Origin of the sequence: Pseudoxanthomonas sp. SORGH_AS_0997 (genome assembly GCF_031453535.1) — a bacterium.
In the GTDB taxonomy this organism is placed as follows: Bacteria; Pseudomonadota; Gammaproteobacteria; order Xanthomonadales; family Xanthomonadaceae; genus Pseudoxanthomonas_A; species Pseudoxanthomonas_A winnipegensis.
In genome coordinates this window covers 2,487,659-2,512,901 of the sequence record NZ_JAVIZI010000001.1, presented here as the reverse complement: position 1 = coordinate 2,512,901, position 25,243 = coordinate 2,487,659, and the positions used below count along the sequence as shown (strand labels likewise).

21 protein-coding genes and 1 pseudogene are annotated in these 25,243 nt (G+C 69.8%); 10 read left to right on the top strand and 12 right to left on the bottom strand.

Features of this window, described 5'->3' with window-relative positions:
- Nucleotides 1-130 precede the first annotated feature (130 nt).
- Nucleotides 131-583, top strand: coding sequence for a hypothetical protein (locus tag QE438_RS10995; protein WP_306995680.1), 453 nt, complete (start codon nt 131-133; stop codon nt 581-583).
- A gap of 408 nt (nt 584-991) precedes the next feature.
- On the opposite strand, the gene QE438_RS10990 is transcribed toward QE438_RS10995, so the two are convergent.
- Complete coding sequence (locus QE438_RS10990) at nt 992-2,272, bottom strand: carbohydrate porin (protein WP_306995682.1); 1,281 nt, start codon at nt 2,270-2,272, stop codon at nt 992-994.
- Between the two features lie 473 nt (nt 2,273-2,745).
- Between QE438_RS10990 and QE438_RS10985 the strand changes: the two genes are divergently transcribed.
- The 3 genes and pseudogenes from QE438_RS10985 (at nt 2,746) to QE438_RS10975 (ending at nt 4,591) form a co-directional block, all read left to right on the top strand.
- Nucleotides 2,746-3,393 (top strand): dihydrofolate reductase family protein, encoded by a 648-nt coding sequence (locus tag QE438_RS10985; protein ID WP_306995684.1) that lies wholly within the window; start codon nt 2,746-2,748, stop codon nt 3,391-3,393.
- Between the two features lie 108 nt (nt 3,394-3,501).
- A complete protein-coding gene (locus QE438_RS10980) occupies nt 3,502-3,960 on the top strand; it encodes a hypothetical protein (protein WP_165494604.1) in 459 nt (152 codons plus the stop codon).
- 132 nt (nt 3,961-4,092) lie between these two features.
- Nucleotides 4,093-4,591, top strand: a pseudogene (locus QE438_RS10975) (TspO/MBR family protein).
- A 90-nt stretch (nt 4,592-4,681) separates the two neighbouring features.
- Here the strand turns inward: QE438_RS10975 and QE438_RS10970 are convergent.
- Nucleotides 4,682-5,902, bottom strand: a complete 1,221-nt coding sequence (locus QE438_RS10970) for a hypothetical protein (protein WP_306995688.1) — start codon at nt 5,900-5,902, stop codon at nt 4,682-4,684.
- A gap of 197 nt (nt 5,903-6,099) precedes the next feature.
- The gene (locus QE438_RS10965) at nt 6,100-6,630 is read right to left on the bottom strand and encodes a GNAT family N-acetyltransferase (RefSeq protein WP_306995690.1); all 531 of its coding nucleotides are present in this window, start codon (nt 6,628-6,630) and stop codon (nt 6,100-6,102) included.
- A 142-nt stretch (nt 6,631-6,772) separates the two neighbouring features.
- Here QE438_RS10965 and QE438_RS10960 point away from each other — a divergent pair, with 142 nt between their 5' ends.
- The 3 genes from QE438_RS10960 to QE438_RS10950 all read left to right on the top strand — a co-directional run bounded on the left by QE438_RS10960 (nt 6,773) and on the right by QE438_RS10950 (nt 10,363).
- On the top strand, nt 6,773-7,234 hold the full coding sequence (locus QE438_RS10960; RefSeq protein ID WP_306995692.1) for a YbaK/EbsC family protein: 462 nt from the start codon (nt 6,773-6,775) through the stop codon (nt 7,232-7,234).
- A gap of 316 nt (nt 7,235-7,550) precedes the next feature.
- The gene (locus QE438_RS10955; protein WP_306995694.1) at nt 7,551-9,131 is read left to right on the top strand and encodes a DUF1800 domain-containing protein; all 1,581 of its coding nucleotides are present in this window, start codon (nt 7,551-7,553) and stop codon (nt 9,129-9,131) included.
- Nucleotides 9,132-9,160: 29 nt separating this feature from the next.
- Nucleotides 9,161-10,363: a DUF1501 domain-containing protein gene (locus QE438_RS10950; protein WP_306995696.1), complete on the top strand. Its 1,203-nt coding sequence runs from the start codon at nt 9,161-9,163 to the stop codon at nt 10,361-10,363.
- A 64-nt stretch (nt 10,364-10,427) separates the two neighbouring features.
- On the opposite strand, the gene QE438_RS10945 is transcribed toward QE438_RS10950, so the two are convergent.
- Nucleotides 10,428-11,225 carry a hypothetical protein gene (locus tag QE438_RS10945; protein WP_306995698.1) on the bottom strand — a complete coding sequence of 266 codons (798 nt, stop codon included), beginning with the start codon at nt 11,223-11,225 and terminating at the stop codon, nt 10,428-10,430.
- A gap of 173 nt (nt 11,226-11,398) precedes the next feature.
- Nucleotides 11,399-11,752, bottom strand: coding sequence for a DUF3147 family protein (locus QE438_RS10940; protein ID WP_306995700.1), 354 nt, complete (start codon nt 11,750-11,752; stop codon nt 11,399-11,401).
- A 317-nt stretch (nt 11,753-12,069) separates the two neighbouring features.
- On the opposite strand from QE438_RS10940, the gene QE438_RS10935 reads away from it, so the two are divergent.
- Together QE438_RS10935 and QE438_RS10930 are read left to right on the top strand one after the other, a co-directional pair.
- On the top strand, nt 12,070-12,546 hold the full coding sequence (locus tag QE438_RS10935) for a hypothetical protein (RefSeq protein ID WP_309734084.1): 477 nt from the start codon (nt 12,070-12,072) through the stop codon (nt 12,544-12,546).
- Nucleotides 12,467-13,030: an amidohydrolase family protein gene (locus tag QE438_RS10930; protein WP_309736281.1), complete on the top strand. Its 564-nt coding sequence runs from the start codon at nt 12,467-12,469 to the stop codon at nt 13,028-13,030. Before QE438_RS10935 ends, QE438_RS10930 begins: the two co-directional genes overlap by 80 nt.
- Before the next feature lie 80 nt (nt 13,031-13,110).
- On the opposite strand, the gene QE438_RS10925 is transcribed toward QE438_RS10930, so the two are convergent.
- The 7 genes from QE438_RS10925 to QE438_RS10895 form a co-directional block, all read right to left on the bottom strand.
- Nucleotides 13,111-13,545 carry a DUF3597 domain-containing protein gene (locus QE438_RS10925; RefSeq protein ID WP_130516731.1) on the bottom strand — a complete coding sequence of 145 codons (435 nt, stop codon included), beginning with the start codon at nt 13,543-13,545 and terminating at the stop codon, nt 13,111-13,113.
- A gap of 84 nt (nt 13,546-13,629) precedes the next feature.
- Nucleotides 13,630-14,784, bottom strand: coding sequence for a hypothetical protein (locus tag QE438_RS10920; protein WP_306995704.1), 1,155 nt, complete (start codon nt 14,782-14,784; stop codon nt 13,630-13,632).
- 61 nt (nt 14,785-14,845) lie between these two features.
- On the bottom strand, nt 14,846-15,436 hold the full coding sequence (locus QE438_RS10915; protein WP_131660406.1) for an NAD(P)H-dependent oxidoreductase: 591 nt from the start codon (nt 15,434-15,436) through the stop codon (nt 14,846-14,848).
- 124 nt (nt 15,437-15,560) lie between these two features.
- Nucleotides 15,561-17,177, bottom strand: coding sequence for an alpha/beta hydrolase-fold protein (locus QE438_RS10910; RefSeq protein ID WP_306995706.1), 1,617 nt, complete (start codon nt 17,175-17,177; stop codon nt 15,561-15,563).
- 179 nt (nt 17,178-17,356) lie between these two features.
- Nucleotides 17,357-18,970: an alpha/beta hydrolase-fold protein gene (locus QE438_RS10905; protein WP_306995708.1), complete on the bottom strand. Its 1,614-nt coding sequence runs from the start codon at nt 18,968-18,970 to the stop codon at nt 17,357-17,359.
- Nucleotides 18,971-19,037: 67 nt separating this feature from the next.
- Entirely contained in the window at nt 19,038-21,272 is a 2,235-nt protein-coding gene (locus QE438_RS10900; RefSeq protein ID WP_306995710.1) for a penicillin acylase family protein, read from the bottom strand.
- A 182-nt stretch (nt 21,273-21,454) separates the two neighbouring features.
- Nucleotides 21,455-22,816 carry a glycoside hydrolase family 16 protein gene (locus QE438_RS10895; RefSeq protein ID WP_306995712.1) on the bottom strand — a complete coding sequence of 454 codons (1,362 nt, stop codon included), beginning with the start codon at nt 22,814-22,816 and terminating at the stop codon, nt 21,455-21,457.
- A 702-nt stretch (nt 22,817-23,518) separates the two neighbouring features.
- Here QE438_RS10895 and QE438_RS10890 point away from each other — a divergent pair.
- Nucleotides 23,519-25,240 carry a cellulase family glycosylhydrolase gene (locus QE438_RS10890; protein WP_307183936.1) on the top strand — a complete coding sequence of 574 codons (1,722 nt, stop codon included), beginning with the start codon at nt 23,519-23,521 and terminating at the stop codon, nt 25,238-25,240.
- The last annotated feature ends 3 nt before the right edge of the window (nt 25,241-25,243 follow it).

Below are 25,243 nucleotides of genomic sequence, written 5' to 3'. Positions count from 1 at the left end.
CCCCCTATGGGCCTACCGGGGGCAGCAGTACGCGCGTGCTGCGCGTGCTCGCCAGCTCGCTCTGCAGACATCGAGCACAGCCAGGCGGGTAGGCTAGTCTTCTATCGTTCGCACCAACCAAGGTTTTGCCATGCCCCTCCATCCCGACTTCCCCGTCGTCGAAGGCCATTACCCGCTCACGCCGGACTGGGCGATCACGCTGGACGCGCCCTACAACCGGCGCATCGAGGACGGCGACCTGGTGCTGTGGAACGAGCGCGTCACGGTGTGGATGACGATCTGGCACAACGACGGCGGGGCAAGCATCGAGGCGCGCCTGGACGATGTGCGCCAGCATCAGTCGCCGGAGGCGCACGACATCGAGCAGGCGCAGATCGGCGATATCCGCTTCTACGCCTATCGCCTGGCCGAGGAAGTGGACGACCCAGACGATGCGCGCAGGCCGGGCTACTACGGCCATGCCTTCGCCGAGGACAGCCAGGTGCAGATGGCGGTGTACTTCGACGATGAGGAGGATCTGGCGGTGGCCCGTGCGCTGCACCAGAGTCTGGTGCATACGAGCGGCGGTGACGCTGCGGAGTGAAGGTGTTCGGAGTGCGGCTGGCGGTGGTTCGCGGTGGCTGAGGTCGGCATGCCAAAGGCTCCGCTACTGGACATCGGCTTGTCGCCGTCAGATCGCCGAAGCCTTTGAACCTGCGGCCACGCAAGTAACCCACTACCGTCGTTCCGGCGGAAACGGCAGCCCAGCGACTCTCACGCGGAAGCCTCAAAGTCCATGGATTCCCGCGTGCGCGGGAATGACGGGCTTTTGGCTTACCGAAGGCGTTGAATTTGGAGCCACTCCCATCACCCACCACCGTCGTTCCCGCGAAAGCGGGAACCCAGGGACTTTCGCGGGAGAGCCTCCAAGGCGCTGGATTCCCGCGTGCGCGGGAATGACGGATCTTCGAAAGGCGGTTGTCCATTCGCGCTTCGGCGTCCGCGATGCGCCCTAAAACGTCGCCCGAACCTGCAGCCCCACTGCCAGCGCATCACCCGCGCGCCTGTAGCTGAAGGTGCGCGGATCGACGATGTACTGCAGGTCCGGGCGCAGCGTCAGCCAGGGCCTGAGCTGGGCGGTGTAGGCCAGCTCGTACAGGCGTTCGGCATCGGTGAGCTGATAGAGCGGTGAATCGCTGGGGACGCCTGTGTCGGCCAGTTCGACGCGCTGCGCCGCGCGCAGGGCGCCGTTGACCTTGGCGCTGGCGTAGCCCAGCGCCAGGCGGTCCTGGCTGCGGGTGCCGAGACCCTGGTAGTACAGGCCGGCCACGCGCCAGTGGCGCAGGGGCGAAGTCGCCTGGTCGGTCTGCATGTACTCGCCGAAGACGGTGAGTCCGCGCGTGGGGTCGGCGGTCTCGGCGCTGAGCTTCTGCTCGGCCAGCAGCCACACGCCGTCGCGCCCGCTGACGCTGGCGGCGGTACCCAGCCGCCTGGCGCGGGAGGTGTCGGCGTAGGCGCCGACCTGGTAGCTGCCGGCGTAGGGGCCGCCAGCACCCGGCGTCCACGCCAGTTCGAGCACGAACAGCGAGCCGGTCGTACCGCTCGCGAAGGGGCGGAAGGCGGTGTGCACGTTGGTGCCGCGCAGCTGCGGATTGACCTGGAACCAGCCGCCGCGCAGGACCACGCGCGCGGCCAGCGGCCACCCGGCCTCGGCCCCCCAGCGCGCCACCGGGTAGTTGTACCAGCCGCTGTTGCCGGTCATCGACAGCGGGTGCGCGCACAGCGCCGAGTTGAGGAAGCTGTTGCCCGCGGCCAGCAGCCCGAAGTGGCTGCCCATCGCGTAGAAGCCCAGCTTGAGATAGCCGCCGTCGGCGAAGCCGTAGTCGAAGCTGACCTCACTCAGCCGCGTGTAGGTGCCGCCATAGACCTGCTGCAGGGCGAAGCGGTTGCCGACCAGATCGGCCGAGGCGCTGCGGCCGCGGCGATCGTTGAGCGTGAGGTGGAACGCCCCGCCGCGCCAGCCGGCCAGCCGATCCATGGCCAGGTCCAGGCCGACGCGCAGCTGCTGCGCATAGCGCGCGCCGCTGACCCGGTCGCCGTTGTCGATGACGTCCACGGCCTCGCCGATGTAATCGCCGCGCGGCGCGACACCGCGCGTGGCCCAGTCCTGGCGCACGCCGCCCCAGTCGCCGGTCATGGTGGCGGCCTGGTCAGGCGTGGCGTGGGCCTGCGTGCAGATCAGCAGCGCGCACAGCAGGGCACAACAGGAACGGCCGGGGGAATGCCGATGCATGGGTGGGGGTCCGCGGGCGTGGCGTCGGGGAAACCGCGCGCGGTGGCGGCGCGTCGGTGCCGGGAGGCCTCTGGGGTTACGCCGTTCGTGGCGCGGCGCCGCCATGGCGATGCGTTGGGAGGGCTATCGACCTTGAAGCTTCTGCGACGCCACCTTGGGAAAGTGGTCTCGGCGTCGCGCCGCTCACCGGTGGTATCGCACCGATGCGTCCCCGAAAGACCCGAATCGTCGTTCCCGCGAACGCGGGAACCCAGCGATTTCCGCAGGCAAGGGCCAGGGGCCGGGGACACGCGTTAGAGGGAGGCTGCAGGTTTTCCGGCCATTCCCGTCGCGGAGCCGTAAGCGCTAAAGCAGGACCCAAGGCATCCGCCGCCGGCGTCGCGACACACCGTGGCCCGGTTCGCGCACCGCAGCGGGCCATCGGCGCGCGGTTGAGGGAAGATGCTGCCTCTAGCGCGTCCGGGAGGCTGGCGATGTCGAAGGTCCGTGTCGAAGGTTTCACCCTGTCCCTGGACGGCTTCGCCGCGGGGCCGCATCAGCGCCTGGAGGCGCCGATGGGCGAGGGTGCACAGGATCTGCATCGGTGGCTGCGGGGGACGCGCACCTTCATGCAGACGCTGTTCGGCAAGGAGGGCGGCAGCACGGGGCTGGACGACGAGATCGCCGCGCGCGGGTTCGAGAACCTTGGCGCCTGGATCATCGGGCGCAACATGTTCGGGCCGATCCGTGGCGACTGGGGCGACGCGGACTGGCGCGGCTGGTGGGGCGACGATCCGCCGCACCACGTGCCGGTGTTCGTGCTGACCCACCATGCGCGGCCCAGCCTGCCGATGCAGGGCGGCACGGTCTTCCACTTCGTCACCGGCGGCATCCACGAGGCGCTGCGCCTGGCGCGCGAGGCGGCCGGCCCGCGCGATATCCGCATCGGCGGCGGTGCCGACACCGTTCGCCAGTATCTGCAGGCCGGCTTGATCGACCAGCTGCATCTGGCCATCGCGCCGACGCTGCTGGGCTCGGGCGAGCGCCTGTTCGACGGTGTGGACCTGACGGTGTCCGGTTACCGCTGCACCAGCTTCCGCGCCTCGGACGCGGCGCTGCATGTGGTGCTGGAGCGGGGCTGAGCCGCAGGCGTCGCAGCGCGGGTAGTTTCGTCCTTGCCCGGTGGCGGGTGTTTGTCGAGAATGCGGTTGGGCTGCGCATGGAGCGCGAGCCAGAAAAGGGGAAAACACATGAAGCGTGTTGTTTCGGCCGTCCTCGCGATGGCGAGCCTCTGCGTGGCCGGATGCGCCACCTACAACGTCGGCGGCGCATCGGCATCGGCGCAACTGAAGAAGTTCGAGCCGGTGCCCGGAAAATCGAGCCTGTATGTGTGCCGCGAGAAAGCCCTGCTGGTGGCGCGCGGGGTCAAGACCGTGGTCCTGGTCGACAACGAGCCGATCGGCGCACTGAAGGCCAACAGTTTCGTGCATACCGATCTCGCGCCCGGAAAGCACGGCGTGCTGCTGCGGCACGACGGCATCAATGCCGGCGCCGGCGGCTTCATGACCATCGACACCAAGCCCGACGAAGTGCGCTTCCTGTGGGTGGGCGTCACCGGCCACGGCTGGGGTGTGCTGACGGTGGACAACTTCGATGACGAGGCCAAGGCGCGCCAATGCGTGCTGGGTGCCGAGTACTCGGTGCCCTGAGCCGGATCGGCCGGCATCCGCTTTAGCGGGCGCCGAGACGAATTCCGACGCGCTCCTCGCCCCTTGCTGACGCCGCGCAGTCACGGGCGGCGCTAGGCTGTCGCGCGAGATCGATCGCGTACGAGGTGTGGAATGCAAGGGATTTCCGGAAAGCGCCAGGTGCTGGGGCTGGTCGGCTGGCTGCTGCTGGTGTTCGTTGCTGGCGCCATCGGCGCGGCGGCGTCGGTGCAGGCGGCGACTTTCTACGCCACGCTGGCACAGCCGTCCTGGGCGCCGCCGGCGGCGGTGTTCGGGCCGGTGTGGAGCGTGCTGTATGTGCTGATGGGCATCGCGGCGTGGCTGGTCTGGCGATGCGGCGGCTGGGCCGCGCAGCGGCGGGCGCTGACCGTGTTCGTGGCGCAGCTGGCGCTCAATGCGCTATGGAGCTGGCTGTTCTTCGGCTGGCACCTGGGCGCGGCGGCGATGCTGGACATCGTCGTGCCTGTGGGTGCTGATCGTGGTCACAGTGGCGATGTTCTGGCGCGCGCGGCCGCTGGCAGGCGTGCTGCTGCTGCCGTATCTGGCGTGGGTCACTTTCGCCAGTGCGCTCAACTACGCGGTATGGCAGCTCAACCCGCAGGCGCTGGGTTGAGCGGCGCGGGCGGTCGGGAAACGAACCGAAGCATCGGCCGTCATGCCGCCAGCCGCGCCGCGTGCGCGGCTGGTCGGTTCGACGCTGGCGTCAGAGCCCCTTCAACAGGCCGCGCAGCAGCTTCTTGCCGGTGCTTTCCTTCTCCGCGGGCTGGTTCGGGTCGCCGGTCGGCGACTGCGGGTCCTGGCCCGCGCCGCTGAGGTCCATGCCGAGCATGGCGCTGGCGGTGGACTTGGTGCGCACGCGCACGTTCCACTCCGGCGTCCAGGGCTGCTTGGGGTCGGCCGGTTTGGGCGGCCAGACCAGATTGGTCTCCGGGCCGTAGGCGATCATCGACAGCAGCCCCGCGCCGGTCTCGCCGCCGTCCTTGAGGATGCCCTTGGGGATCTGGCAGCGCGTAGTGTCCGGGCCCAGCAGCACCTTCTCCTTGACCCAGCGCTCCAGGCTGCCGCCGGGCAGGAAGTCCATCAGTCCGCTGCCCATGTCGGGCACCTCGGCGCTGCTCCACAGCACCATGTCGTTGCCCTGCTTGGCCATGACGTTGATGAAGTAGGCGCCGGCGCGCGCCACCGGCTGCCAGCTCAGGACGATGCCGTCGGCCGGCGCGCCCTGCTGCTGCAGGGCGATGTCGGGCATGAAGTCGGCCTGCGGGCCCAGGGTGAACTTCAATGACTCCGGCACGCCCTGGCCGGTGATGCGGTGCTCGCCCTGCAGCGAGGCGCCACGCTCGGCGCGCTTGCGCGCCTTCTGGTTGGGCCATAGCGCATAGCTGGGGTCGGGCCGCACGTCGCGGTCGGGCGCGCGGCGCGCCTCGATCGTGCCGCTGGCCTCGGGCATGCCGTTGCGCATGCGCACCTGGATCACGCGCGGCTGGCCGGGGCGGATGCTGGCGCCGCAGCCCCAGTACACCAGCATGCGCGCCTCGGTGGCGTCCATCCGCGGGCCGTCGCCCTGCGAGTCGGGGATGACCGCGCGCGTGGGCGGCAGCAGCGGCAGGGCATCGCCCAGGCCCAGGCCGGTCGGGATCGCCTGCTGCGCAGGCAGGCCGGGCGCCAGGGTGTTGTGCAGGGCGATGTCGAAGTACAGCCCACTCGCCCCGGCCGAACGCGCGTCGGGATAGCCCAGGTCCTGCTTGCCGCCCAGCATGCCGGCGAAGCGTCCCAGCGCGCCCAGGTCGGGCATGCCGGCCATCCTGTGGGTGTCCACGTCGATGAAGACCTGGGTCGGTACGACCGGCGCGGCGGCGCGGGTGGGAAGGGCCAGCAGCAGGCAGGCGGCGAGGGCGGCGGGCAGGAGGCGGTGGCTGGACATGGGCGTTCCGGTGGCGTGCGTGTCCCGGGAATGCGCAAAACGGCGCAGGGACAGGCCATGCGGCGCGCATTACGCGCCGGTTCGCCAGGTGCGCACCAAAGGTGGGCGCGCCGGATGTGATCAGGTCGGTGGATCCGACCTTCCTGTCAGCCCTCGCGGCGTCGGAGTCCGTCGCGCCGCCGGCAGTGGGAGCGCGCTCAGCCGTCGACCGGCTGCGCGGGCGTTTCCAGCAGCAACTGGTAGAAGGCCAGGTCCAGCCAGCGGCCGAACTTGAAGCCCACCTGCGGCAGCGTGCCGACATGACGGAAGCCCAGGCGTTCGTGCAGGGTCACGCTGGCGGTGTTGCTGGCGTCGATGCCGCCGATCATCGCGTGCAGGCCCTGCGCGCGGGCGGCCTCGATCAGCGCCTGCACCACCACCCGTCCCAGGCCCCGGCCGCGGTGGTCGGGATGCACGTATACCGAGTGCTCGACCGAATACTTGTAGGCCGGGAAGGCGCGGAAGGTGCCGTAGCTGCCGAAGGCCAGCAGCGTGCCGTGCGCGTCCTCCACGCCGATCACCGGGAAACCGCCATCGCCCTTGGCCTTGAACCAGGCCGTCATCGTCGCCGGCGTGCGCACCGCGTACTCGTACAGCGCGGTGGAGTGGAGGATGGCATCGTTGAAGATGTCCAGGATCGCGGCGGCGTGCTGGTCGTGCGTGCAGCGCACGAGGGTGTGGGCGGACATGGGGCTCTCTGGGCGAGGGAACGGCGGCCGCGCGCGGCTTGGCGCAACGGCGATGCAGGCAGGCAGAATAAGGCGTCGGCGTCATCGTGTCCCGGTGCCCGCCGCGAAGCCCGCCTTCCTTCCTGCCTTCAAGGAGCACGCCGTGTCGATCGCCTCCGTCCGCGCCTTCTTTCAGCAGCACGCGCCCGAGGTGGAGGTGATCGAACACGCGCAGAGCACGGCCACCGTGGCGATGGCCGCCGAGGCGCTGGGCGTGACGCCGGGGCAGATCGCCAAGACCCTCGCCTTGGGGCTGGACGATGCGCTGTTGCTGCTGGTCATGGCCGGCGATGCGCGGCTGGACAACCAGAAGTTCAAGGCCGCCTTCGGCACCAAGCCGCGCATGCTGCCGCCGGAGCAGACCCTGGCGCTGACCGGGCATCCTGTAGGCGGCGTGTGCCCGTTCGGCCTGGCCGGACCGGCGCGCATCTGCTGCGATGTCTCCCTGCAGGCGCATGCCTTGGTGTACCCGGCCGCCGGCCCGCCCAACAGCGCCGTGTGCCTGGCGCCGATGCGGCTGGCCGACCTGGTGCAGGCGCAGTGGGTGGATGTGGGCAAGGCCTGAGCGCGGCAGGGGCGGCGGTGCGCTGAAGCGCGTTCGCACGAGCCGCGTCGTCGCCTCCCGAGCGCATGGCGATGGCGTGCGCTTGCGGCGCCGGCTTTCCTTCGGACGCCAACCGTGGCACGGTCGCAGCCTCCGTCAACCTCGCGTTTCGCGGCCTCCCAGGCGACGTGAGTTGCCACGCGGCGCCACATCGCGCCACATCTGAATCCGTGCCCCCCGCGCGGCCGCGTTCCGACAATGGCTTAACCCGCGTGCAAGACGCCGGGGCTAGGGTTTTCACGCGGCGCACATGGCCCGCAACGCCCGGAGGTGGTCGATGCACCCGCCTGCAACCCCGTCTGCTGCTCTGCTCTCCCGTGCGCGTCGAAGCGCGTTGTCGCTTGGCCTGTTGGCCGCGTCCGTCCTGTGCGCGCTGCCGGCCGCCGCGCGCGATGCCAGCCCGACCCCGGATCAGCTGCGCTGGCTGGAGCGGGTGCAGTTCGGCCTGGACAGCGCGAGCGTGGCCGCGCTCGGCCAGCAGGGCCAGCGCGACTACCTGCGCGCGCAGCTGCACCCGGATGCGGGCGATACCAATCTGCCCGCAGCGGTGCAGGCACAGCTGCAGGGCTACGAAGGGCTGAACGTGTCGGCGCCGGCGGCGCTGACGCAGCTGGCGGCGCGGCAGAAGGAGATCAACGCCATGCCCGACGGCGACGCCAAGGCCGCCGCGAAGAAGGCGCTGCAGGAACAGAAGAACCAGAACGTGCAGCAGGTGCGCCAGGCCGAATTGCTGCGCGCGGTCTACGATCCGGATCAGCTGCGCGAGCAGCTGGTGTGGTTCTGGCTCAACCACTTCAGCGTGCAGGCCGACAAGGCGCGCGTGGGTTGGGTGCTGGGCGACTACGTCGATCGCGCCATCCGCCCCAACGCGCTGGGCCACTTCTCCGACCTGGTGCTGGCCACGCTCAAGAGCCCGGCCATGCTGGACTACCTGGACAACGCGCAGAACGCCAAGGGCAAGGTCAACGAGAACTACGCGCGCGAGCTGATGGAGCTGCATACGCTCGGCGTGGACGCCGGCTATACCCAGCACGATGTGCAACAGCTGGCGCTGGTGCTGACCGGCGTGGGCATCGCGCCGCCGGATCGCGACGGCCCGCCCAAGCTCAAGCCGGCCCAGCAGGCCCAGTACCTGCGCGAGGGCGCGTTCGAGTTCAACCCGGCGCGCCATCAGGAGGGCGACAAGACCCTGCTGGGCCAGCGCATCGCCGGCGGCGGCTTCGACGAGGTGCGCAGCGCGGTGGAGCTCATCACCCGCCAGCCGGCGTGCGCGCACTTCATCTCCAGCCAGCTGGCGCAATACTTCGTCGCCGATACACCGCCGCCGGCGCTGGTGGACAAGATGGCCAAGGCCTTCCTGCGCAGCGATGGCGACATCGCCAAGGTGATGGAGGCGATGGTGAGCTCGCGCGAGTTCGCCGATGCCGGCCAGCGCAAGTTCAAGGATCCGTATCGCTACCTGGTGTCCTCGATCCGCTTCGCCTACGACGGTCAGGTGATCGCCAACCCGGCGCCGCTGGTGGGCTGGCTGGGGCAGCTGGGCGAGCAGAGCTTCGGCCGGATCACGCCCGACGGCTGGCCGCTGGCCTCCGACGCCTGGAACAGCTCGGGCCAGATGGCCAAGCGCTTCGAGATCGCCCGCGCCATCGGCGGTGGCGATGCGCGGCTGTTCACGCCCGCCAAGGCCGATGGCAAGGCCGAGCAACAGGGCGGCTTCCCGATGCCGGCCTCGCGGCTGTTCTATGCCGCGATCGAGCCGACGCTGGCGCCGGCCACGCGCGAGGCGCTGGCCAAGGCGCGTTCGCAGCAGGAGTGGAACGCCTTCCTGCTGGCTTCTCCCGACTTCAACTACCGCTGATCCCTACATCCCTGCACGAGGGTGTTCCCATGAAACGTCGTGAGTTCCTCATCGCCAGCGCACTGACCGCCGCCGCCAGCGGCAGCCTGGGCTGGTCCGGACGGCTGTTCGCCGCTCCGCCGAAGGATCGCAGCCGGATGCTGGTGGTGTTCCTGCGCGGCGGCTACGACTGCAACAACCTGCTGGTGCCGGTGGCCAGCGATTTCTACTACGACGCGCGTCCCACCCTGGCCATCGCCAGGCCCGACCCGGCCAACGACAAGAGCGCCATCGCGCTGGACGCGCACTGGGGGCTCAACCCGGTGCTGCGCGACAGCCTGCTGCCGCTGTGGCAGAAGAAGCAGCTGGCGTTCGTGCCGTTCGCCGGTACCGACGACCTGTCGCGCAGCCACTTCGAGACCCAGGACGACATCGAATCGGGCGAGGCCGGCGCCGACCGGCACGACTATCGCTCCGGCTTCCTGGCGCGGCTGTCGGCGGTGATGACCGGCGTGCCGGCGATCGCCTTCACCGACTCGCTGCCGCTGAGTTTCCAGGGCGCCGGCGAGATCCCCAACCTGTCGCTGCGCAACGATGCCAAGCCGGTGTTCGATCCGCGCCAGTCCGACATCCTGGCCGGCATGTACCAGGGCACGCAGTTGGCCAGCGCGGCGCGCGATGGCCTGGCTCTGCGCCAGCAGGTCAGCCAGGCGCTGCAGCAGGAGATGATGCAGGCCAGCCGCGGCGCGGCCAGCGCGCGCAGCTTCGCCGACGAGACCCGGCGCATGGCCGTGCTGATGCGCGACAAGTACCGGCTGGGCTTCGTCGATGTCGGCGGCTGGGACACGCACGTCAACCAGGGCAGCACCGACGGCCAGCTGGCCAACAACCTCAAGAACCTCGGCCAGGGCCTGGCGGCCTATGCCGATGCGCTGGGCGACGACTGGAACGACACGGTGGTGGTGGTGCTGAGCGAGTTCGGCCGCACCTTCCGCGAGAACGGCGACAAGGGCACCGACCATGGTCACGGCACCACGTATTGGGTGCTGGGCGGCGGCGTCAAAGGCGGGCGCATCGCCGGGCCGCAGGTGGACGTGGCCCAGGCCAACCTGCTGCAGAACCGCGACTATCCGGTGCTGACCAACTACCGCGAGCTGTTCGGCGGCTTGCTGCAGCGCATGTGGGGCTTGAACGGCACCCAGCTGGAGCAGGTCTTCCCCGGCGCCAAGCCGAAGGATCTGCAGCTGGTGTAAGCAGCAACAAAGCGACAGGGCGCCACGCGGCGCCCTGTCGTGTCTTCAGTGTGTCGGATCGAACTCAGCCGCGGCGTCCGCCGTCGAAGGGCTCATCGGACAGATAGGCATCGCGCACCGCGCCCTTGGCCTCATCCCAATCCAGGCGCGAGCTGCCGCGCGCGCTGTTCCAGCCCAGGCGCAGCTCGTCGGCGACGGTGTCGTCCCACATGCGCCCACCGAAGTCGCTGCTGAAACGCGAACGCGTGCCATAGCGGTAGGCCGGCACGAAGTCCTCGTACTGGTGCTCCGGGCCGCGATACGGCGCACGTTCGAAGTGCGTGCGGAAGCGCTCGTCGCTGTCGGCATAGGCCAGATGGCTGCGGTCGGCGCGCTCCCAGGCATCGCGCGCGGCGGGGCGGGCCTGCTCCCATTCCAGCGTGGAGGTGCCGCGGTTGCGCGGCCAGTCGCGTTCCAGCTCGGCCTCGCGCTCCTCCCAGCTGCGGCCGGGCTCGGCCTCGCGCGCCTGCAGGCCGTAGCCGTAGACGCTGGCGTAGTCGCGATCGAAGTCCTTGGCCGGATCGTAATAGGGGCGGTGCTTGTGCGCGGCGCGCCAGTAGTCGGCCTCGACGGTCGGGTCGAGTTTCTCGGCCACGCCCTTGCCGACGGCGCCACCGGCGACTACGCCCACCGCGGCGCCGATCAGGGTGCCGATCGGTCCCAGGACCGAACCGGCCGCCGCACCGACGGCCGCGCCACCGACCACGCCACCAACGCCCACGCCGACAGGATGCGCGCCGGGCGTGCCGGTGATGGGATCGCGGTTCGGATTGGCGACGGTCTCATCGGCGGTCGGGTCGTACTTCTCGTTGGCCTTGCTCACTTGCGTCTCCCGTGTCCGGCCGCGACGTGCGGCCGTTGCTGTGGGAACGACGGTGCAAGCCGCGCCGTTAACCACCCGTGGCACCGGCGTGAGCAAGTGTTGGGATGCGTTGGAGCGTTGGGTCTTGTGAGCGGGCCTGCACAAGCGTGAGCAGGGTGGATTGCGAGCCTTGCTTACGGCAGCAGCTGGATCCCGAACGGCCGCACCGCCAGGGCGAACAGCCAGAAGCACACCACGGTCAGCGTCGCGCTGGCGCCCAGCGTCCACCAGAAGCCCAGCCGCGGCAGCAGCAGGGGGAAGGCGAGGAACATCGGCAGCGTCGGCACCACGTACCAGAAGGTGTACCAGGCGTGGTTGGCGATCTTCTCCGCCGGCTGCCGCTCCAGCTGAAGCCAGACCAGGGCCAGCAGCGTGACCAGCGGCAGCGCGGCGAGCAGGCCACCGAGCCGGTCGCTGCGCTTGGCCGCTTCGGACACGACCACGATGATCAGCGCGGTGACGGCGTACTTGGCGACGAGCCAGGGCATAAGCAGCGTTCGTTTGGGAGCGGGGCGAGGCAGTCTAAGGCGCGCTCCGGGCGCAGACGACGCGCGTCCCCGACCAACGCTGAAATCCCTCCATCGTCATTCCCGCGAAAGCGGGAATCCAGGGACTTTGGCCTTCCAGCGCGCCAGGCGCCGGCTTTCCGCTTCCGCGGGAACGACGAAGGCCTGCGGACCGTTCTAGACTAGCCCCCTGCGCCGGAGGCTGTCCGGCGCGCTCCGCAGTCCACGTTGACTGGGAAGCCTGGCGCCTTTGCGACCCCTCCCGGGGCGCCCGTGCCGACCGTCTGGGGAACCGTGTTATGCAACTTCGAATCCTGATGCTCGCCCTGAGCGTCCTGCAGGGGCGTCTGCTGATGCCGGGCCTGCTGTGCCTGCTGGTGGCCAGCATGGCCTGGGTGGCCGTGGCCGAGCCCGAGCGCACACCGCTGATCATCGACATGCACCTGCACGCCCCGCCGGCGCCGGGCGCCGCACCGGCGTCCTGTCTCGAGGCCGGTGGGACCTGTGCGTCGCCCGAGGCCGCTGCCGCCGTGCACCGGCATACCCAGGCCCAGCTGCGCCGCTACAACGTGATCGGCCTGGCCGCCGTGCAGGACGGCGGCCAGCCCATGCCAGCGGCCGGAGCGCGCGCGCCCGGCCACCTGGCGCTGGACCCGCTGCGCATCGACGCGGGCGACCGAGGCGCGGGTCCAGGCGCTGCGCGCCAGCGGCCAGCTGACTCTGCTCGGTCTGCGCCGCCCGGCGGCAGAGATGGCGCTGGACGATCCGCGCATTGAACCGCTGTGGCAGCTGGCCACGCGGGTGGATCTGCCGGTCGGCCTGCACCTGGGCCGCCAGGACGGCACCGCCGCCAGCCAGGCCGCGACCGGCGCCGAGCTGGAGGCGCTGCAACGCGTGCTGGCGCGGCATCCGCAGCTGCGCCTGGACCTGGTGCACGGGGCGCAGCCGCTCTCCGAGGCGCTGCTGGCCGTGCTCGATGCCCATCCGCAGGTGTACCTGGACGTCGGCCAGCTGGTCGCCGGTCAGGACCGCCCGGCGTTCTATCGCGACCTGCAGGCGATCCTCGATGCCGGCCTGGGCGACCAGGTGATGTTCGGCTCGGGCAGCCCGGCCTGGCCGGCCTCGATTGGCGCGTCCATCGACACCGTGCGTCGCGCGCCATTCCTGGACGATGGCCAGAAGCGCGACATCTTCTACAACAACGCCGCGCGCTTCCTGCGCCTGGAGCGCCAGCCGGCGCCGGCGTCGCGGACAATCTGAACGAAAAAACCGCGCGCCATCGCAGGGACGGCGCGCGGTCCGAGGCGTGCGAGGCCGCCCGCAGGCGGCCCGGCGCGGGATCAGTCCTTCAGCTCGGCCGGCACCTTGCCGCCGTTCTCGGCCAGCTTCTTCATCACCGCCTTGTGCAGGGCGATGTTCTGCTCGGCGCTGCCGGCCTCGCCGGCGTGGACGTTCAGCTCCTCGGCCAGCTCCTTGCGGGCGGTCAGGCTGGAATCCAGGTCGAGCAGCTTGAGCAGGTCGACGATGGAGTGCTGCCAGTCGCTCTTGCCGCCCTTGCGCGCGGCGATGTCGGTCAGCACGGCGGCGACATCGACCGGCTCGGCCGGCGTCGCGGGCGCAGGCGTCCGTGCGGGCGGGGCGATGCCGGCAGTGGCTTCGCTGCCGTCGACGATGACCACTTCGGGCTTGGCCGTGGCGCTCGGCGTGGCCGCGGTGGTGGCCTGCGGCGAGGCGTGGCCGAAAATCTTGTTGACGATGCTGGAGAAGAGGCCCATCGCGATGTCTCCTTGTATGACGGTGGAACGGGGAGGCTAGCGACCCGGTCGCTCAGATCGGATGAAGCCGCCGCGTCGGCCGCGTTACGGGGCCAGCGAGATCGGCACGAAGGTGGCCTGGCTGAGCACCGGGGACTGCCATTCCTCCTTGCCGCCATGGCCCGCGTACCAGGTGCTGCCGTCGCGCTTGACCAGGTAGGTGCCGTAATGCAGCGAGAACACTAGGGCGATGTCGCGCACGGTCAGGCGCTTGGGCTGCTTCAAATAGCCGGTCTTCTGGCCCAGGCCCAGGCTGCCCCAGTCGGTATTGCCCCAGCCCATCGCGCTGCCGTCCTCGAACTGGGCGATGGCGTTGTACATGGACAGCTGCACCGCCTTGGGCCCCCGCACGCCGGGCACCGGCAGCGGCGTCGCGGAGAAGCGCTCCGGCGGATCGTCCTGGCGCCCATCGCCGAGCATGTAGTTGCCGCGGGTGCCCCACGCGAGCAGCGTGCCGTCGCGCCGGATGGCCATCGAGGTGTAGGCGCCGGCGGCGATCGCGACCACCTCGTTCAGGCCATCGACGGCGGCGGGCAGGTCCAGCGCGGGCTCCTGCACCGGCTGCCGGCCCAACTGCCCATAGCGGTTGCTGCCCCAGGACAGCACCGTGCCGTCGCGGCGCAGCGCCAGCGTGTGCGTCAAGCCCATTGCGACCTGGGTGATGTCGGTGGCGCCGGGTACGCGCACCGGCGTCAGCGCGGGCGGGCTGGCCTCGCCCCAGCGCTTGTTCGCCAGGCCGTCGCCGATCCTGCCTTCTTCGCGCCGGCCCCAGGCGCGCAGCGTGCCGTCTTCGAGCAGGGCGATGGCGGTGCCTTCCCGGCCATAGAGGTGGCGCACGGGAGGCAGCGATACCTGGACAACGCCGCTGCCGGTCCCGCCGCCCAGCCCCACGCCCGCGCCCCAGGCCAGGACACGGCCGTCCTCGGTCAGCGCATAGCTGTTTTCGCCGCCGCCGGCGATCTCACGGATGCGAGCCGGCAGCGCGATCGCTGTCGGACGCGCCCAGCGCGTGCTGCCGTACTGCTGCGGGTTCGGCCCCAGCTGCCCGTCCTTGAACGTGCCCCAGCCCACGACCGTGCCGTCCTCGCGTAGCGCGAGCATGGTCCCGTCCGAGCCGCTGAGCTGGACGATCCGTGGCTCGGCCGCGGAGGCGGAGAGCAGGGGGAACAGGAGCAGGCAAAGGACCAGGAGGGCGCGCATGGCGGATTCCAGCAGGCAGGACATGCCAGAACACGCAAAACGGGGCCTCCAGGGGACGTGGTCAGTACGGCGGCTTGTGTTTGGCGCGCTGGGTGCGCGCGGCCTCGGTCCACCAGGCCAGATCGTCGGCGAAGCGCGCGAAGCTCCTTTCCAGCGACTTGCCGGCCTCCTCGATCGGCTGGCCGTCCGCATCCAGCGTCTTGCCGATCGGACCGACGGTGACGGTGCTGGAGATCACCACCATGCCCATCTCCGTGAGCGTGCCGTGCCAGGCGAAACTGGCGTGCGCGCCGGACAGGCGGCCGGCCGAGTAGCTGACGATGCCGGCCGGGCGCCAGAACCATTCCTCCAGGAAGTGGTCGGTGAGGTTCTTCAGCCCCGGCTGCAGGCCCCAGTTGTATTCGCCGGTGACGAACACGAAGCCATCGGCCGTGCGGATCTTCTCGGCCAGCGCCTCCATCGCCGGCGGCGCCTCGCCCTTGGGATATTCCTTGTACATGCGGTCCAACATCGGCAGATCGACCGCCTTGGCATCGATCAGCTCGGCCTGCGCACCACGCGCGTTGAGCGTGCGCACCGCGTACTCGGCCAGGCGGATGCCCATGCGGTCGCTGCGATAGGAACCATAGAACACGAGGATGCGGTCGGACATGGGCGCGGCCTGCTGGCAATGGGGAGAGCGATCATCGCCGCTCACGCGGCAATGTTCCGTGCACGCCATCGCCGGAGGACCGATGGCGCGCCGCGCGCCCGCGCCATCGTCTAGCGCTGGCGGCCTACTTGCCCGGCCGCGCCACCGCGTACATTTCCTTGGCGATCTGCTTGAGCAGGGCGTTGTTGTCCTCGCCTTCCTTGTACAGGTCGAAGTGAGTGCGGCCGTCCAGGAAACGGAAGTCGCTCCTGGCGTGCAGACCGTCGAGCACGGCCTGGAACTTGTGCGCCGCGCCGTCCAGATAGAATGTGTCGGCGGTGCCGACGATCACGTGGATCTTGCCGTCCAGGTCGGGCCTCAGTTGCGGCCACTGCGCGGCCACGCGGGCGGCGATGTCGTAATGCGCTTTCCAGTAGGCCACGACCTTGGGGTCGACCTGGCCAGTGTCGCGGTCGAACATCGGCATCGGTGCGCCGTCGACGCCGCGCGGCGAGAACACCCATTCGAACGAGGCCATCTGCCCGCCGTACGGACCCAGCACGCGTTCGAGCTTGATGAAGGTCTCCGCGGTGGCGATGACCTTGCCCGCATCGCGCACCAGCGGCACGGCGCTGCCGTCGGGCCGGCGGTACATGTTGGCGTTCGGCGCGTAGAGATCCACGCCGGTGAAGTCGTGGAAGTCGCTCGGATCCGGCGAGGTCGACCAGGTGCCGCCGAACAGCTTCGGGTAGCGCGTCTGCAGCCACAGCGTGGCCCAGCCACCGGATGAGTGACCGGTGAGGAAGCGGCCGGAGGGCTTGCCGTCCATGCGGTACTGCTTTTCCAGCGCGGGGATGAGTTCCTCGGTCAGCGCCGTGCCCCACGGCCCGTTGTTGACCGAGTCGGCGAACTCATGCGTGCCGGTCGGCGTGGCCTGATCCAGGAACACCCAGATCATCGCCGGCATCTGCTGGCGCGCCATCGCGTCCCAGGTGGTCACGATGCTGCCGGCGAAGCTGTCGTAGTCGCCGGTGAACCCATGGGTCACATACACGGTGGGATAGCGCGTGGCGGCCTTGGCGTCGTAGCCGGGCGGCACCAGCACGCGGGCGCGCAGCTGGATGTCGCGGCCCCAGAAGGCGCTCAGCGCCGGGCTGGTCATCGAGGCATCGAAGCTGTGCGCCTTGGCCTGCGGCAGCGCGGCGCGCACCGCCTCGGGAACGCGCGGCGACAGCGCCCACGGGTCGGACTTGGTCGGCAGCGTCTGCGCCAGCGACAGACTCGGCAGCGGCTTGCCCTTGCCCAGCGTCACCGGCGTGACCGCGCTGACCAGGTCGCCGCCGTTGCGACCGGTGTAGTTGTAGCTGTGGTCGACATCCAGCACGGCCTGCACCAGGTAGTCGCCATCGGCCAGCGTGGAGAACGGCGCCGGGAACGCGATCTGGTCCAGGTCCACCTGCACGCTTGCGCCTCCTTCCAGATGCGTCACCTCCTGCGCGGCGATGGACACCGACTTGGGCGAGAACGGGCTGGTGTCGATCGAGGTGACCTGCCCGTCCTTGGCGGCGGCTTGCGCCGCCTTGGCCTCGGTGGCGAACACCAGCAGCCGCCCCGAGGTCGGCGCGGCACCGGCCGGCAGCGTCACCTGGACGAAGCGATGCGGCGCGGGCGTCGTTGCCAATGCAGCCTGCGCCTGCAGGGACGGCCCATAGGCACCGAAGGCCAGCGCCAGGGCGGTGGCGGTTACGAGACGATGCAGCATGGAAGCCCCCAGGTTGGATGACGCGTGCTCGAGATGCGCAGTGTAGGTGTTTCGTCCATCGCTCAGCCCTGCGCCACCTTGGGACGATCGCGGCGTTCGGCGTGCGCGGCGACGTCGGCCTCGGTGCACGCCACCGGCCGCAGCCGGCCGGTGGCGTGCCATCGTCGCGCGCCGGCGGCCTACTGGCCCGGCCGCGCCACCGCGTACATTTCCCGGGTCATCTGCTTGAGCAGGGCGTCCTCGTCGTCGCCGTCCTGGTACAGGTCGAAGTGGGTGCGGCCTTCGCGGAAACGGACATCGCTCTTGGCGTGCAGGCGATCCAGCACCGCCTTGAGCCTGCGTGTCGGGCCGTCCAGGTAGAACGTGTCGGCGGTGCCGACGATCACGTGGATCTTGCCGTCCAGGTCGGGCGCCAGCTGCGGCCACTGCGCGGCCAGGCGCGCGGCGATGTCGTAGTGCGCCGTCCAGTACGCGGCGACCCTGGGATCGACCTGGCCGGTGTCGCGGTCGAACAGCGGCATCGGCGCGCCATCGGCGCCGCGCGGCGAGAACACCGATTCGTACGAGGCCAGCTGCCCGCCGTAGGGCCCCAGCACGCGCTCGATCTTGATCAGGTCCTCGGCCGTCGCCACGACCTTGCCTGCCTCGCGCGCCATCGGGGCCACGCTGCCGTCGGGCAGGCGATACATGTTGGCGTTCGGGGCATAGAGATCCACGCCAGTGAAGTCGTGGAAGTCGGTGGGGTCCGGCGAGGTCGACCAGGTGCCGCCGAACAGCTTGGGATAGCGGGTCTGCAGCCACAGCGTGGCCCAGCCGCCGGATGAGTGCCCGGTGAGGAAGCGGCCGGAAGGCTTGCCGTCCATGCGATACTGTTTTTCCAGGGCCGGGATGAGTTCCTCGGTCAGCGCCGTGCCCCACGGGCCGTTGTTCACCGAATCGGCGAACTCGTGCGTGCCGCTGGGGACGGCCTCCTCCAGATAGACCCAGATCATCGCCGGCATCTGCTGGCGCGCCATCGCGTCCCAGGTGGTCACGATGCTGTCGGCGAAGGCGTCGTAGTTGCCGGTGAAGCCGTGGGTCACATACACGGTGGGATAGCGTGTGGCGGCCTTCGCGTCGTAGCCGGGCGGTACCAGCACGCGGGCGCGCAGCTGGATGTCGCGGCCCCAGAAGGCACTCAGCACCGGGCTGGTCATCGAGGCGTCGAAGCTGTGCGCCTTGGCCTGCGGCAGCGCGGCGCGCGCGGCCTCGGGCAGGCGCGGCGACAGTGCCCAGGGGTCGGAGGTGTGCGGCACCGTCTGCGCCAGCGACAGGCTGGGCAAGGGCTTGCCCTGGGTCAGCTTCACCGGCGTGACCGCGCTGACCAGATCGCCGCCGCTGCGGCCGGTGTAGTTGTAGCTGTGGTCGACATCCAGCACGGCCTGCACCAGGTAGTCGCCGGACAGGGTGGAGAACGGCGCCGGGAAGGCGATCTGGTCCAGATCCATGTCCACGCTGCCGCCGCCTTCCAGGTGCGTCACTTCCTGCGCGGCGATGAACACCGAATGCGGCGCGGACGGATTGCCGTCGACCGCGGTGATCTGGCCGTTCCTGGACGCGGCCCGCACCGAGGCGGGATCGCTGGCGAACACCAGCAGCCGGCCCGAGGTCGGCGCCGCGCCGGCCGGCAGGGTGATGCGGACGAAGCGGTGCGGTGCCGGCGTGTCCGCCGACGCATCTCGCGCCTGTGTGACGGGCGCACAGGCACTGAAGGCCAGCGCCAGCGAGCCGGCGACTGCAAGACGGTGCAGCATGAAGATCCCCCTGGGATTGAAGGTTGCGAGCTTCCAACGAACGCAGTGCAGGCGTGCCGCGCGCAGCTCAGCCCTGCGGCACCTCGGGACGATAACGGCGTTCGGCATGCGCGGCGACATCGGCCTCGTTGAACCACACCGGCCGCAGCCGGCCGGTGGTATGCAGCGGGGCCTGGTCGGCGAAGTGGGGCGAGGCCGGATCGCCGCTTTCCCCGCCCACGCTCACCGCCCAGGCCTGCGGTCCGTCGGCGCCGAAGGCCACCACCGCCACGAAGCTGTTGCCCGAGGTGGTGTAGCGCAGGCGCGTGCCGGGATAGGTGCGCGATTCGGCGCTGGCCAGCGAACCCCAGCGCGAGGTCGTGAACGGCACCGGCAGGCTCGGCTTGGCATCGTCGAAGGTCTGCACGATGGCGCCATCGTTGCGCTGGTAACGGTTGATCTCGCCCCAGGGCACCTGCCAGCGGCCGAAGTCGCGCTGCAGCTGGTCGACCACGGCCTGCAGCGCCGCCAGGCGCTGTTCGGGCGTGGCCAGGGTGGCCATCGCATCGACGCCGCCGCGGTCGCGTTCGCGCGCCAGCGGGGTGATCTCCTTGAGCAGCGCATCGGCCCAGGTCACCGCCAGCGTGGTCGGCACCGAGTCCAGCCCCCAGCGACGGTCCCAGCCGGCCAGCGCGGCCATGGGGCCGGCGAGCGCGGCCTTGCGCGCATCGCCGTCGGGCAGCGCGGCGTAGTCGTGCCGCAGCAGCGGCAGCAGCGTGTCGAAGGCCGGCAGCCACGGGTCATAGGCGGCTTCGATCAGCTGCTGCGGGGTGAAGGTCGGCCGCGCGCTGAGCACGGCGATGGCATGCGGCGCGCGCGCGTTCTCGCCGGCCTGGTCCATGTAGCGCGGGAAATCGTTGGCGTTGGGGCTGTCGGCGCCGGCCGCGCTCCACGGCCAGTTGTTGGCGTTGTAGACCCAGCCATTGCGCGGGTTGACCACCTGCGGCAGCGCGTCCAGCGCATGCAGGCCATCCCAGGCGGTGGCCGGGTCGCTGCCGTCCACCGGCTTGCGATAGTCCACGTGCGCATGGCGGATCGGCACGAACTGCGGATGCAGATAGGCGGTGGTGCCATCGGAATCCGCATAGAGCGTGTCGTTGGACGAGTTGGCCTGCAGCGCGGCCACCTTCATGAAGTCGGCGAAGCCGCCCGCCTTGGTACGCAGGAACGACTGCTGCAGCGCCGCCACCGGCCGGTCCATCATGGCGAAGGCTACCCAGTGCGTGGCGTCCTGCGCGCGCACGATCGGCCCGTGGTGCGTGGCCCAGACGGTGAAGCTGCGCTGCGCCTGGCCGCCGGCCGCGGTGCGGTAGGACAGGGTGACCTGGCGCTGCTGCAGCGGCCGCAGCGTCTGGCCATCCCGGTAACAGGGGCTGCCGTCGGCGCAGGGCGCGAGCGTCTCGACGAACTCGTCGACGTTGTCCACGCCGCTGCTGGTGTGCATCCAGCCGGCATGACGGTTGAAGCCCTGGTAGACGAAGAACTGCCCCCAGGTCACCGCGCCATAGGCGTTCAGCCCCTCGTCGCTGCGCATCTGCAGCTCGGAGCGGAAGAAGTAGCTGGTGTGCGGATTGATCAGCAGCAGCGCGCGGCCGTCGGCGCTGTGCGAGGGCGCGATGGCGATGCCGTTGGAGCCGCTGGGCAGGCGCAGCTGCGGTTCGCGCTCCAGCAGCGTCATCGCCACCGGCTTGCGCTCGTGGAAGGCCTGCAGCTGGCTCAGCGCGATCCGCTCGATGTCGCCGCCGATGCTGCCTTCGCTGAAGCTCAGCGCCATCCATGGCTCGAAGTGCGTCAGCAGTCGCGGCTTCACCTGCGGGTGCGCGGCCAGGTAGGCGTTGAGCCCGTCGGCCCAGGCTTGCATCAGCGTCTGCAGCCAGGCCGGACTGGCCTGGTAGTCGGCCTGCAGTCGCGCCGGATCGTAGTAGAGCCGCTGGCGCAGGTCCTGCCACAGCATCGTCTCGCCTTCGACCTCAGCCAGCCGGCCCAGGTTGACCAGGTAGTTGGTCTCGATGCGGTTGAAGTCGTCCTCGGCCTGCGCGTAGATCATGCCGAACACCGCGTCGGCATCGGTCTTGCCGTATACGTGGGCGATGCCCCAGGTGTCGCGGGTGATCTCCACCTGCGCGGCATGCTGCTGCCAGCGGGCGCGTTCGCCGGCATCGGGCGCGGCCCGGGCGGTGGACGCCGCCAGCCCCGAAGCGAGCAGGCTGGCGGTGAGGACGAGGGCGTGTCGGGGCCTGCGGATCGAGCGGGGCAAGGGCATGGCGGCGGCGTAGTGGGGTGGCCCCGCATCCTAGCGCTCCCACCCCGCCCCGCGCCGCCGCAACTGAAGCCTCTCAGCCCCCGCACCCTCCCTACCGTCGTTCCCGCGAAAGCGGGAACCCATGGACGTTTACCGGAAGAGCCAGGACACAGGCCGCCCCCAAGAACGACAGCTGGGCCGCCCTACGGACTCTGATACACCACATCGTCGATGGCGAAATCCACATCCGCCGGCGGCGGATCGGACACCACCATGAAGGGCTGCTTCACCGCGGCCAGGTCCAGGTCGTAGAAGGCGCTGAAGGGAATCGTCACCTGGTGCCAGTTGCCGTCGCGCACCAGCCCGTAGCTGTTGCCGCCGTTGACGAAGTCCACCCAGCTGTCGCCGAAGGAAGTGTTGATGCCGATCTTGAAGGTGCCGGTGGCGTTGGTCTTCATCTGGAACCTGAGCGAGCCGCCGGCGTAGTTGCTGAAGTTCTTGAAGCCGCTGCTGATGCCCAGCCCGTACCAGTTGTTGGCCGCGGCGCGATACGACATCACCTGGCTGCCCTCATAGGCCGCGCCGTTGTTGGGCGTCAGGTTGTTCCACAGGTACAGGTCGGTGCCGTTGCCGTAGTCCAGCTGGCCGCTCAGGCCCGCGCGCTCAGAGAACAGGCCGAAGGTGCCGGCCGGGGCGGCGTGGTCCGCGCCGATGTACAGCTCCGAGCCGGGCGTGTCCTGGTACAGGCGGATGTAGTCCACCTCCATCTTGCCGGGGATGGGTGCGGTGATGCCGGCCACGTCGTGGATGCCCGGGTAGTTGCCGCCGACGGCCAGGTTGAGCAGCAGGAACTGCTGAGCATGGAACTCCTGCAGCGAGGCGCCCTGAATGTCGGAGATCGCGAACTCGAAGTACTGCTGCCCGTCGATGGACATGCGGATGTAGTTCGCGTCCCAGGTCAGCCGGTAGGTGTGGAAATCGTTCTGCAGATCGACCGGGCTGTTGTAGTCGCTGCCGTAGTCGGCCTGCGAGCCGTTGTAGTCCCAGTGCACCGCGGCGCCGACGCGGCGGTTGGCCATGCCGTCGGCGATGGCCTGGGCCGAGCCGGCCTCCATCATGTCGATCTCGCCGCGCGCCGGCCACACGCCGACCGCGCCCAGCATCCAGTAGGCCGGCCACAGGCCATTGCCCACCTGCGGGATCTTGATCCGCGCTTCCAGCGTGCCGTACTTGAAGTGCATGCGGCCCTCGGTCTTCAGCCGCGCCGAGGTGAAGGGCATGCCGCCGAAGTCCTCGCGCCGGGCCTCGATCACCAGATGGCCGTTCTCCACGCGTGCGTTCTCAGGCCGGCTGGTGTAGTACTCCAGTTCGGCATTGCCCCAGCCGCAGTTGCCGATCTGGCAGCCGGTGCCGACGTCATAGGTCCATTTGTTGCCATCGATGGCGGTGCCGTCGAAGTTGTCTTCCCACACCAGCGTCTGGGCCTGCACCGCCGGTGCGTAGCTGGCACACGCGGCGCTGAGGATCACGGCGGACGACACCGCCAGGGCACGGAATGAGCGCATGGTCTATCTCCCTTGGATGATGGCGCGACCGCCTCCGCGGCGGGGCCAGCGCCGACGCCCCTCCGCGTATGACAGCGCTGTCAAAGCCTGTTTTCGGCCATGTGCGAATACGCGGGCTCTGTCACAGCCACGCGTTCGCAGCGCATGAAGAACGGCGTCGTTTTTGCCGGGTCTTGCTGCATGACAACAGCGATGACACATGCAAGTGGTTGAAGTGGAAGCGTTTTCCTGCGGGGCGATCAGGCTTGCCAGGGATGGCGGGGCTGTTGGTTCGGCCCCCTCCCTTTGGCCGCAGGCCAAGGGGAGCTCGAAGTCGCGGCTAGCGACTGAGGGGGAGGGGTCGCTCTTCGCGGGGAAGGCAAAAGCAAAAGCACCCCCTCCCAACCTCCCCCTTCGCTGCGCGAAAGGGGAGGGGCGCTTTCCGCGCTTGTCAGGAACCGAGGGCGTTGTTAGCCGTGTCTGAAGCGACGCAAGCTCGCCCCCTCCCTTTGGCCGCAGGCCAAGGGGAGGGCTGGGGAGGGGTCGCTCTTCGCGGCAAAGTCAAAGGCAAAAGCACCCCCTCCCAACCTCCCCCTTCGCTACGCGAAAGGGGAGGGGCGCCCTCTGGAGCGGCGCCTGCGCGCGAATGTTGCAGCGCAGGCCAGCCTTGGCGCCGGCTGCGCTTACGCTTGCGCTCCTTCGATCACTTGCGGGTCCCCGATGATGTCTTGCCGTGCCCTCGTGCTGGCCGCGCTGCTTGCGCTGCTGCTCGTCCCTGCCGTCCACGCGCAGCCGCGCGGGTTCCTGCGCGCGCAGGGCACGCAGATCGTCGATGAGGACGGCAAGCCGGTGATCCTGCGCGGCATGGGTCTGGGCGGCTGGATGCTGCAGGAGGGCTACATGCTGGAGCTGCCCAAGTTCGGCGCCCAGCGCGTGATCCGCCAGCACATCGCCGAGTTGATCGGCCAGGACAAGACCCAGGCCTTCTACACCGCGTGGCTGGACCACCACACCACCAAGGCCGACATCGACGCGATGGGGGCGTGGGGCTTCAACTCGATCCGCCTGCCGATGCACTACGCGCTGTACACGCTGCCGGTCGAGGACGAGCCGGTCAAAGGCCGGCAGACCTGGATCGAGGACGGCTTCCGGCGCACCGACGCCCTGATCGCCTGGGCCAAGGCGAACGGCATGGTGGTGATCCTGGACCTGCACGCCGCGCCGGGCGGGCAGGGCAACGACCTCAGCATCGCCGACCGCGACCCGTCCAAGCCCTCGCTGTGGGAGGACCCGGCCGCGCAGGACAAGCTGGTCGCGCTCTGGGAGCAGCTGGCGCGCCGCTACAAGGACGAGCCGGCGGTCGCCGCCTACGACCTGATCAACGAGCCGAACTGGGGCTTCGCCGATCGCGCCGACGTGCACGGCTGCAAGGAGACCGGCAACGCGCCGCTGCGCGCGCTGCTCGAACGCACCACGCGCGCGATCCGCCGCATCGATCCGCGCCACATGATCGTGCTGGAGGGCAACTGCTGGGGCAGCAACTACGCCGGCGTGCTCGATGCGGGCCTGTGGGACGACAACCTGGTGCTGAGCTTCCACAAGTACTGGGACACGCCCGACCGCGCCAGCATCGCCAGGATGCTGGCGTTGCGCGACCGGCATCGGATCCCGCTGTGGCTGGGAGAGACCGGCGAGAACTCCAACGACTGGTACACCCGCACCGTGGCGCTGGCCGAGGGCCAGGGCATCGGCTGGAGCTGGTGGCCGCTGAAGAAGATCCGCTACAACAACCCGCTGCAGATCGTGCCCAATCCCGGCTACGAGGCCCTGCTGGCCTACTGGAACGGCACGGGCCCCAAGCCCTCGGCGCAGGCGGCCGAGGCGGCGCTGATGCAGTTGGCCACGCACGATGTGGCCTTGACCAACAACCTGCAGCATCCCGATGTGGTCGATGCGCTGCTGCGCGCGCCGCATTCGGACCGGGCGCGGCCGTTCAAACCGCACCTCGTCGAGGCCGCGGGCGGGGCCTGGGCCGCCGTGGACTTCGATCTGGGACCGGACGGGGTGGCCTATCACGGCCGCACGCCGGCCAACGAATCGAGCGAGCCCGGCGGCCTGGTCTGGAATGCGCTGATGGCCTATCGCAACGATGGCATCGACCTGGACCGCGATCGCGACGGGTCGCTGCACGTGGCCGGCCTGCAGGCCGGCGAATGGCTGCAGTACACCTTCACCGTCGCCGTTGCCGGCCGCTACGACCTGGCGTTGGACATGCAGGGCGCGGGCAAGGTGGCGCTGGTGCTCAACGGCGATGCGCAGCCGGCCGCGCGGGGCGCCGGCGTGTTCCGGGGGCTGGCGCTGCAGCCGGGCACCAACACCTTGCGCATCCGCTCCGAAGGCGCGGCGTTCGACCTGAAGACGCTGCGCTTCACGCCGGCGCGCTGAAGC